The 8975-nt window shown below is 60.6% G+C and carries 9 protein-coding genes; 6 read left to right on the forward strand and 3 right to left on the reverse strand.

The genetic code is table 11. The features are described from left to right. Positions 1 to 393 precede the first annotated feature (393 nt). The 4 genes from FJ398_22445 (at position 394) to FJ398_22460 (ending at position 3501) form a co-directional block, all read left to right on the forward strand. Complete coding sequence (locus tag FJ398_22445) at positions 394 to 1029, forward strand: hypothetical protein (protein ID MBM3840668.1); 636 nt, start codon at positions 394 to 396, stop codon at positions 1027 to 1029. A gap of 160 nt (positions 1030 to 1189) precedes the next feature. Beyond that, on the forward strand, positions 1190 to 2407 hold the full coding sequence (locus FJ398_22450; GenBank protein ID MBM3840669.1) for an IS21 family transposase: 1218 nt from the start codon (positions 1190 to 1192) through the stop codon (positions 2405 to 2407). A 52-nt stretch (positions 2408 to 2459) separates the two neighbouring features. Continuing rightward, positions 2460 to 3068 (forward strand): hypothetical protein, encoded by a 609-nt coding sequence (locus FJ398_22455; protein MBM3840670.1) that lies wholly within the window; start codon positions 2460 to 2462, stop codon positions 3066 to 3068. A 211-nt stretch (positions 3069 to 3279) separates the two neighbouring features. After that, positions 3280 to 3501, forward strand: coding sequence for a hypothetical protein (locus FJ398_22460; GenBank protein ID MBM3840671.1), 222 nt, complete (start codon positions 3280 to 3282; stop codon positions 3499 to 3501). Positions 3502 to 3555: 54 nt separating this feature from the next. Here the strand turns inward: FJ398_22460 and FJ398_22465 are convergent, their stop codons facing one another. After that, complete coding sequence (locus FJ398_22465) at positions 3556 to 3885, reverse strand: DUF4143 domain-containing protein (GenBank protein MBM3840672.1); 330 nt, start codon at positions 3883 to 3885, stop codon at positions 3556 to 3558. A gap of 156 nt (positions 3886 to 4041) precedes the next feature. Between FJ398_22465 and FJ398_22470 the strand changes: the two genes are divergently transcribed. Next, the gene (locus tag FJ398_22470) at positions 4042 to 5649 is read left to right on the forward strand and encodes an NAD(P)/FAD-dependent oxidoreductase (GenBank protein ID MBM3840673.1); all 1608 of its coding nucleotides are present in this window, start codon (positions 4042 to 4044) and stop codon (positions 5647 to 5649) included. Positions 5650 to 5747: 98 nt separating this feature from the next. On the opposite strand, the gene FJ398_22475 is transcribed toward FJ398_22470, so the two are convergent. Then, on the reverse strand, positions 5748 to 7205 hold the full coding sequence (locus tag FJ398_22475; GenBank protein ID MBM3840674.1) for an MFS transporter: 1458 nt from the start codon (positions 7203 to 7205) through the stop codon (positions 5748 to 5750). 230 nt (positions 7206 to 7435) lie between these two features. Here FJ398_22475 and FJ398_22480 point away from each other — a divergent pair, with 230 nt between their 5' ends. Then, on the forward strand, positions 7436 to 8164 hold the full coding sequence (locus tag FJ398_22480) for a sel1 repeat family protein (protein ID MBM3840675.1): 729 nt from the start codon (positions 7436 to 7438) through the stop codon (positions 8162 to 8164). 194 nt (positions 8165 to 8358) lie between these two features. Here FJ398_22480 and FJ398_22485 read toward each other — a convergent pair. Beyond that, a partial coding sequence (locus tag FJ398_22485; protein ID MBM3840676.1) for a LamG domain-containing protein occupies positions 8359 to 8975 on the reverse strand: 617 nt, incomplete at its 5' end.

Consider the following 8975-nt stretch of genomic DNA (forward strand, 5'->3'; position numbering starts at 1 on the left):
GAATTTTGCCTGGGGCTGCGTTGCTCCTCGGTCACAGCCCCACTGGCGGGGGATGCTCGCTCGTCGCGCCTTGCCCCAGGCCAAATTGGGCGCAACGAACGTGAGCGTATTTACGAAACGGACCACTTAGTCATTGATGCCGGCGAATCCATTATCACCGCCCGCGAGCAGGCACTGAACGAGTGGCTGAAACTGGCCAAGCCCGGCAAGGCTGCGAAACAGCAACGGCAACTGATCGTTTACGTTCCTGCGCACAAGCCGGAGACGGACGAAGACCGCTGCCGCGATCCGTTCCAGATTTTCGCGTTGGGCGGCGGCCGAATCCAAGGATGCCCCGGCCACGCAAAATCCCAGCCGACGCACGTTGGCAGAAAGGATGAAAGCGACAGGCGCATCACCGGGAGCACCGCCGGCTGCTCCCGCGCCAGCACGCCCAGCTCCCGCGCCGACGCCAGCAGCACCTGCTACCGCACCCCTGCCAGCAACACCAGCCGCCCCGCCGCCCCGCCACCTGCCGTGCCGGCGCTCAAGGAAAAGCACATCCGCATCGGCTACGGCGACACGGGTTTCACCTACGAATCATTGTTCGGCGATTACCTCAAGGGCGCGAAGGAGATCACGGTTGAAGACCCCTACATACGAGTGCCGCACCAGCTCAGCAATTTCCTCCGGTTCTGCGAGCTGGTCGTGAAAGTCGGCACGGCGCAGGTCATCAACCTGGTGACCGGTTTTGATGGACGTGTATTTTCCGACCGAACAGCCCGGCCAGGAGCTGCTCTTCCGGCGCTACACGCAACCCGAGAAGGATCAACAAATCCTGCTGCAGCAACTGGGATGGCGGCTTCCCGAACAGCCTCCGCCGCGTTTGACGAGCCAAGGCCAGTGGATCCGATCCTGAGAACCCAACACGAGTCTGTAGTGAAGACTCCGAAATTGCCTCGGCTGCAAATCAACCGCTTACACCGAAAAACACCCTCCAGTTGCGAAAGTCGGGCTAAGCGACACCTGTGGTCTGGAAGCGACATCTGACCATAGAAATACCCTGACTTCGTTTTCTTGAAGTTTCGTCTTCGTCATGTTTATGCGGAAGACGGTCTTCGACGACTGATGAACGAGTATCAAAGCACTGGAAACGTAGGCCAAAGCGCGCTGAAGGCGGATGTAAGTCGCCCCCACCGCACGCAAGTATTTGAACGCCGGGCAAACGCCTGAACACCTGCAGGCCAAACACCACTGGCGCACCCGCCCGGACCCGTTGGCGGACATTTGGCCCCAGGCGGAAGCCCGCCTGAAAGAAGCTCCGGAGTTGGAAGCCAAGGCCTTGTTCGAACATCTGCAAAGCCAGCCGCCCGGTCGCATTTCGGAAAAGCATCAACGCACCTTTCAACGGCGGGTCCACCTGTGGCGCTTGCAACACGGTGAGGACAAGGAAGTGTTCTTTCCGCAAGCTTGGGAGCCCGGTCGGCCCCTGCAACTGGATTGGACGCACGCCAGCGAATTGGCCGTGACGATCAGCGGCGTGCCCTATCCGCATTGGCTGTGTCACACGGTGCTGCCCTATTCGAACTGGCAATGGGCCACGCGCTGCCGATCCGAGTCGCTGTTGAGTCTGCGCCAGGGATTGCAGGCCAGCCTGCACCGCCTGGGCCAGGCGCCCCAGGAAGTGCGGGTGGATCATTCGAGCGCGGCGACTCATCGCCTCGGGGCCCAGGGAGGCCGCGAGTTCAACGCGGAATTTGTTTCGGTGTGCGGCCATTACGGACTGGTGCCTAAAACGATTGGGATCGGCTGTCCCAACGAGAACGGCGATGTTGAATCGGGCAACGGCCATTTGAAGCGCCGGCTAACGCAGCATCTGCTGTTGCGCGGGAGCCGGGACTTCGCTTCGGAAGCCGACTATGACCGGTTTCTGCAACGGGTTCTGGAACGGGCCAACGCTGGGCGGGCCGACAAGCTGGCCGAGGAACTGGCGGAGGCCCAGGCGGAGGGGCGAAGCGTGATCGGTCCGGCGGCCAGGGCGCCGCACAACAACGGTGGACGCTATACGACCGAAGACTTCCAGATCGAGGTGGAGCAGCGCAAAGCCATTTGTCCGGCCGGCAAGGAAAACACTCAATGCAGTCGTTTGGAAGAACAAGCCACCGGCAAAGTGACCTATCGGTTGGAATGGAGCACGCAGTGCGCGGATTGTCCGTTGCGGGAGCGTTGCGTGGGGCCCGGGCAGAAGCATCGGAGCCTTGTCGTAGGCCAACACCACAGCGCGCTGCAGGCGCGGCGGCAGGAACAAAAGACGGAGGCCTTTACCCAACAAATGAAACATCGCAACGGGATCGAAGGCACGCAGAGCGAATTGTGGTCGAAGACGCCAAGACGTTTCTCAAACTCGCGGACCGCACTTACGATGTGAGTATCAGGCTCAGAAGGCCTTCTTTGTCCGTGGCAAGGCGGATTTCTGGCGTATGCTGGATGATCGAACTTCACCACGGCCGCGCACGTTGCTGGGCGAATATCTGAATCAGGAGAAGCTCACGGCGGCAGATTTCCTGGCGTTCGCGGACGCTTTTGCCGCGCACCGGCTTTTTCCTCCGGAGCTCTTTTCCAGCATCGTGCAGAGGTGGCGGGCGGATTTTCCCCAGGAGAATCTGCCGCTGGAAATCTCCGCGCTCGTGAACGACCCGGCCGAGAAATCCGAAGTGCAGGTTCTGCGATTCACGCTTTTCCAGAGCCAGATTCTGGACATTGCGCAAGCCGATCCGGATCTCCTGCGCACGTACGAAAAGTGGCTCCTGGAAACTTACCGCAGCCGACGTTCGGTTTTTTTTCTCCCGTGGACGAAGGAACTGGAAACGGTTCTCAACCGCTTGATCCAACACGACCCAACGAACCGAGCCACGTACGAACTCCATTGGGCCGAACTGGCCTGGGATCGAGGCGACGACCGAACCTGCTTCGAACTCGGCGCCAAATACCTAAGTGGTCCGTTTCGTAAATACGCTCACGTTCGTTGCGCCCAATTTGGCCTGGGGCAAGGCGCGACGAGCGAGCATCCCCCGCCAGTGGGGCTGTGACCGAGGAGCAACGCAGCTCCAGGCAAAATTCGGCGCAACCCGAAGGGCGGCAGTTCTTTTTCGCCAGACTTCGTTGCTTGCTCCTTACAGATCCACTTCGGGATATGCTCGTCGCTCGCGCCTCGTCTGGCCGAAAAATCCCTTGCCGCGAACGTGAGCGTATTTATGAAATGGACCACTAAGTCCCACCGCCAGCCACAAGGCTGAAGATTTGGCGCGCCTTGATCCCGACGCCGTCGCCGCAGTGCTGGCGCGTTTGATCGAAATCTACTGGCGCGCCGGTCAAATCCAGGAGGCCGCCCGGCTCTGCGCGCGCGCGCATCTGCTTTGTCCCGCGGCATTCGATCCGAAAACAGGCGACCCCCGGCTCCAGTTGACTTGCCGAAAAATCGCCAGCTCGGTGGCTCCCCAATCTCCGCCCACGACCCGCTGAGCATCGAACCAAAACGCTCGCTGGGCGTGCTTGATCGGCCTGGTCGTCTTCGCATCAGGTGATGGAGAGCATTTCTACATGTTCGTGCAGCCGGTAGGATTGCGGCCCCGGATAGACGACAAACAGTTGCTCCAGTTTGAGGTCGCTCAAGGCGACGTGCATCGATTTGGAAAGAGCCGGCGCGTCGCCATACTTGAACTCGAAACCGTAGCGTTTGGCTTTCCAGGTGATCAGCAGATCGAGCTCCGCGCCAGCGTGGGTCGCCCAAAAATATGCGTCGCGGTCTCCGGTCAACCGCAGCACTTGTTCGAGCGCGAAGCCTTCCCACGAAGCGCCCAGCTTTGGATGGCCTTCCAACGAAGGAAAGGAATCCAGACCCAGCAGTCCTCCAGGTCAAAGAAATGATGCGGCTGTCCCTTGGCAATCATGAGGGCAATGCCCCAGATCGCGACCGGCTTGAGCAAGGTCCAGAATCCAATCCGATGAGCAAACTCTTCGATCTTGGGTTTCAGATGAAGGGTTCGATAGACTCCAGACCTCATGCGCGATGTCTATGATGCGGTCATCCTGGGGTCCGGGCACAACAGCCTCATTCTACAGGCGTATCTGGGGCGCTCCGGGCTGAGCACGGTTTGCCTCGAGCCGCGCGCCGTAGCGGGCGGCGGGCTGGAGACAGTCGAGAACCCAGTCGGCTCCGGTTTCTTCCACAACACGCATTCCTTTTATCATCGGGGGTTGACGCGGCTCCCGTGGTACAGCGATCTGAATCTCCGCCAGCACGGCGCCGAGTATCTTGAGCCAGAGTTGAACGTCGCCCTGATCACAGCGGATGGACGCGCTTTGGAGTGGTGGACGCAATTCGAGAAAACGGTCGAGTCCTTCGCTCAATTCAGCCGCCGCGACGCCGGCGCCCTCCAACGTTGGTGCGAGCGATTCCGCCCCATCGTGCAGAATATTCTCGTTCCGGAGGCCCAGGCGCCGCCGCTCCCTTTGGATCAGCGGCGCGCTTTGTTGTCGGAGACCGAGGAGGGAAGGGTGCTTCTCAAAGTGAGCGAACTTTCGCCCCTCGAATTCGTGCGCCAGGAGTTCGAACATCCGGCGATTCAGGCCGGACTGCTTTTCTTCAACGGCCTGCGCGAAGTCGATCTGCGCTGCCGCGGCTTCGGACATCATATTCCGGCGTTGCTGGCCAGCGGCCGGATGGCACAGATGTGCGTGGGCGGGGTCAGGCGTCTGGCCGATGCTCTGATCGCGGCCGTGCGCGAAGCGGGGGGAGAAATCGCGCTTCGCACGACTCCCAGGCAGATTCGGATCGAGGACGGATGCGTCATCGGAGTCGAAACGACGGACGGCGCGTTCGTCCGCGCGCGGCGGTTGGTGGCGTCCGGGTTGAACCCGCACCAGACCTTTCTAGACTTGATCGAGCCAGATCAATTGCCCGCCCCTGTTGCGGAGAAAGCGCGCAACTTTCAATACAACCTCATCGCGCCGCTCTTTGCCTTGAATGTCAATTTGCGCGAAGCCCCGCAGTATCAGGCCGCAGAGCGTTGCCCTGAACTGAAGGACGCGTTCATGGTCATTCTGGGCCTGGACCGTCCCGAACAGTTTGAGGACATCGTGGGTCACCACGAAGCGGGCGCCATCCCGCCGACCGTCATGTGGGGCACGTGCCCGACGCGTTTCGACGCTTCCCAGGCTCCGCCAGGGCGCCATACCGCCTTTATGTGGGAGAAGACTCCTTATCGCCTCGAAGGCGATCCGCAGAATTGGGACCGGGCCAAGGAGGAACATGGACGTGTTCTTTTGCGAAAGTGGAGCGAATACGCGCCGAACATAGAATCGGCGACGCTGGCGGCCTTCACCGCAAGTCCGCTCGATGTCGAACGCACGCTGCCGAACATGAAGCACGGCGATCTGCTGGTGGGCGCGTTCAACAACGGGCAGGTCGGTTTTCATCGGCCCTTCGCGGGCGCGGGCCATTATCGTGGGATTCTGAAGGGGCTTTATCTGTGCGGTTCATCGTGCCATCCCGGCGGCAACATCACCGGTTTGCCCGGCTACAACTGCGCTCAAGTCGTGCTGGCCGATCTGGGCATTGCGGCGCCCTGGATGCCGCGGCCCATCGCAGACCAATTGAAGCGGGGGTGATTCCGAGTGGAAATGGGGTTCAACAGGAGGCAACAGAGATAACAGAGGGAAAGAAACTCAGAACTCTGTTATTTCTGTTACCTCCTGTTGGAAAAAATTCAACGGCTATTCGGCACCGCATTCCATTTGGGCACGAGCAGGAGGCCTGCGATGAGCAAGGAGACCGATAGAGCCACGAAGACGCCGTTCCATCCCCAGCGATCGTGGAAAAAACCCGGGATGGTGCCGCCCACAATCGCGCCGATGGACCCGCAGCAGTTGATCAACCCGACCGCCGTCGAAGCGCCTTTTTTCGTCCCAAAATCAATTGCGGAGGTGCCGCTGACAAGTGTGTCCGGCGCGTACAGCGCGAAGCCAATCAGGAAAAGGCAAGTGCCGAGCATGAGTTTGGTGGCTGGAAGTTTGTCCAGGAAGAAAACGAGAATCGCCGAGGTGATGAGGCATACCACCGAAATCGGATTGCGGCGGGAGCCGAGCAACTTGTCAGAAATCACCCCGGCCAACAAGGCGCTGAGCGGTCCGGCCAACTCAAACAAACTGCCCAGCGCTCCGGACTGCGCCATGTTGGTGCCGAGCCGGTCACTCAAATATTTTGGCGCCCAGAACAGAATGGCGTAACGGGTCGGTTTCATGAAGAAATAGACCGCCGACAGCAGCAGCACCATCGGCTGCTTCAAAACCGTTACGACGGCCCGCCACGAGCCGTCCGCTTCTTCGGCCTCTGCAGCTAACGGGGCGGTCTGAGGTCCTGATTGCTGATGATATTGCTCGATCGGCGGCAGGCCGACGTCTTCGGGGCGATTGCGCTGCAGCCAGAAAAACAGCAGCCAGATCACGGCCAGCGCCACAGCCGGGAGGTAGAACGCATACCGCCAGCCGAGCAAACCGCCCGCGTATCCGGCAAAAATCGACGCCAGGAAACCACCGACCGCGTAGTTGGTGCACCAGAGGCCCATGACCGTTCCCCGTTCCGGTTGCGAAAAAAAGCTGCCAATGTTCTTCGTGAGCGGGGCCCATCCCGTGGATTGACACAATCCCTGGAGCCCCGAGAAAAGGATGAGTGGCACCACCAGCGAAGTCGCCCCCATGCACAACGCCACCAACACCGAGCCGAGCATGCCGGCCAGGATCACACGGCGGGTGCCGAGTCGATCCCCGCCCACGCCGGCGAAGAATTGGCCGAAGGCATACGCCGCCAAAAAGCTGCCGTCGATCCAGGACATTTGCGAATCGGTCAATCCGAGGCCAGTTGGCTTGCCCATTTCGATTTTGGCCACAGCAAAGGATTTGCGCGTGAGATAAAAGCCGGCGTAAGCCAGCCAGGTGATGGCGAAGATCTGCCAGCGCCAGCGTTCGTAAGCCGCGTTGTTCCCAATGAGCCTGGGGGCAGTGGTCATGTTGAGCGCGAGAGGGGAAGTTTCCTTGGTCTGATTACCATGCTCTCGCCCCATGAACCGGGTAGGGCGAGTCCGTCCCGGCGAGCCGCTGCACGTGCTTGGAACGCGTCCGGATCGGCTCGCTGGGGACAGGCTCGCCCTACCAGGTTCATGGGACAAAGGGCGCTGCGCACGACGGCGGAACCGTATCTTTCGATGGAAACGAGAGCAAGACACGATGCGCAATTCCCGAGTGGTTCAACTGGAACGGGGATTGATGCGAAACCGCGAAGGTCAGACTCAATGACGCCCGGCTCGCGCGGCATCCGTCCCTTCGCGTCCTTTTCCGTTCGTTCCCCGGCTGTTGAAATTTCGTGGACACGAAGCGCCTGCTCGATTAGCTGAAGGATATGCGGCGCTCCTGGAAAAACCTGGTCGGGATTTCGGTCCTGTGTCTTTTGATCGCAGGCGGGTTGGTCATGGCGGTGTTGTGGTATCGTGAACCCGGAGACGGCGGGCCGGCTCAACCGGCCGAGCCGCGGCCCGATTTCAACCAGACCCAAGCTCGGGCCGAGGCCGGCGAGGCTCAGGCGCAGAATTTGGTGGGCGAACTTTACGCCGAAGGCAAGCAAGTCAAACGGGATTTCGCGGAAGCGATCAGATGGTATCGCAAGGCCGCAGACCAGGGCCTGGCTCGCGCGCAATACAATCTCGGCGTGCTCCACGACATCGGCCAGGGAGTCCCCCAGGACGAAGCGGAAGCGGCGCGATGGTATCGTCAGGCCGCGGAGAACGGGAGCGCTGATGCCCAATACACTCTCGCGAGCATGTACGGTTTGGGGCGGGGCGTGCCCAGGGATCCGAAAGAGGCGTTGCGCTGGTACGAGCGCGCGGCCGAGCAGGGAGACGCGCTGGCGCGTTACAACCTGGCTGAACGCTACGAGCGCGGCAAGGACGTGGCGCCCGATCTAGCCGAGGCCTACAAGTGGCACAGCCTGGCGGCGGAGCGTGGACTCAAGGATGCCGCGAGCGCGAGAGACAGCTTGGGACGCCGGATGAATTCGGATCAGCTTGCCGAGGCGCGCAAACGGATTCGCGACTTCAACCAAAAGTTTCCAGCGAGAAGTGAGAGCCGTTGAACCTGGAAGAAGCAGTTAGGCACACCAAACACACCAAACACAAAAAGCCAAACGAGTTGCCAGGGGAATGTTTCCTCCTGTTACGAACGTGCCATTGCAAAGCTGAGTCTTCGAAAAAAAAAGCGGGTTTTGGGATGACACACGGTTCACATCACCAAAACCCGCGACCCTTCAAACGGGAAGGGCAAGCCGATTTACTGTTTCAACCGGTAGAACTTCGCGCTCCCGCTCAGTTGCACAGTGAAAGGACTCACGGCGTTCACCACGGGCAGCCAAGGCCCGTTCACGGAGTCCGCCGCCTCAAGAACCGCCACGCCTGACCAGCTCAGACTCAAGCCGGTCGCGGTGCGCGTCGCTCCCAATCTCAGACCGCCGCCGGTTCCGTCGAAACTCGTCCCGCTTCCGCCGGCAGTGAAAATATTTTGAACCTCCGCCTCGGTCAAGATGCGACGCCAAATGGCAACGTCGTCGATCAGACCGTTTTCGATCCCGACTGCGCCACCGTCCGTGTATTTTCCGGTGCCGTCCTGGCCAATGTTGACCGGCAATCCGGAGTCGATCGTTCCGGTGCTCGGCCCGATTGCCGAGGTGTTCACGAGTTTCCCGTCCAGGTAAGCCTTGGCGTCGCCATTGCGCGCGAAACTCACGACCACATGATGCCAGCCGCCGCCCGTGAACGAGCCGGCCGGACCGTCATAATCTTTCCGGGCCGCGCCGCCCGTGACACGATAATTCCATTGGAGGCGCCCGTCACCGGCCGTCGCGATCACGAAGCCGGTGTTGCCGCCGCTGTTCCAATCTTTGTTGGAAA

It is taken from the genome of Verrucomicrobiota bacterium (assembly GCA_016871535.1).
In the GTDB taxonomy this organism is placed as follows: domain Bacteria; phylum Verrucomicrobiota; class Verrucomicrobiia; order Limisphaerales; family SIBE01; genus VHCZ01.

Bases quoted from the DNA above. Each gene is read 5' to 3' on its own strand.
- FJ398_22480 (MBM3840675.1), top strand. From the start codon at position 7,436: ATGCGGCGCTCCTGGAAAAACCTGGTCGGGATTTCGGTCCTGTGTCTT.
- FJ398_22455 (MBM3840670.1), top strand. From the start codon at position 2,460: ATGCTGGATGATCGAACTTCACCACGGCCGCGCACGTTGCTGGGCGAA.
- FJ398_22470 (MBM3840673.1), top strand. From the start codon at position 4,042: ATGCGCGATGTCTATGATGCGGTCATCCTGGGGTCCGGGCACAACAGC.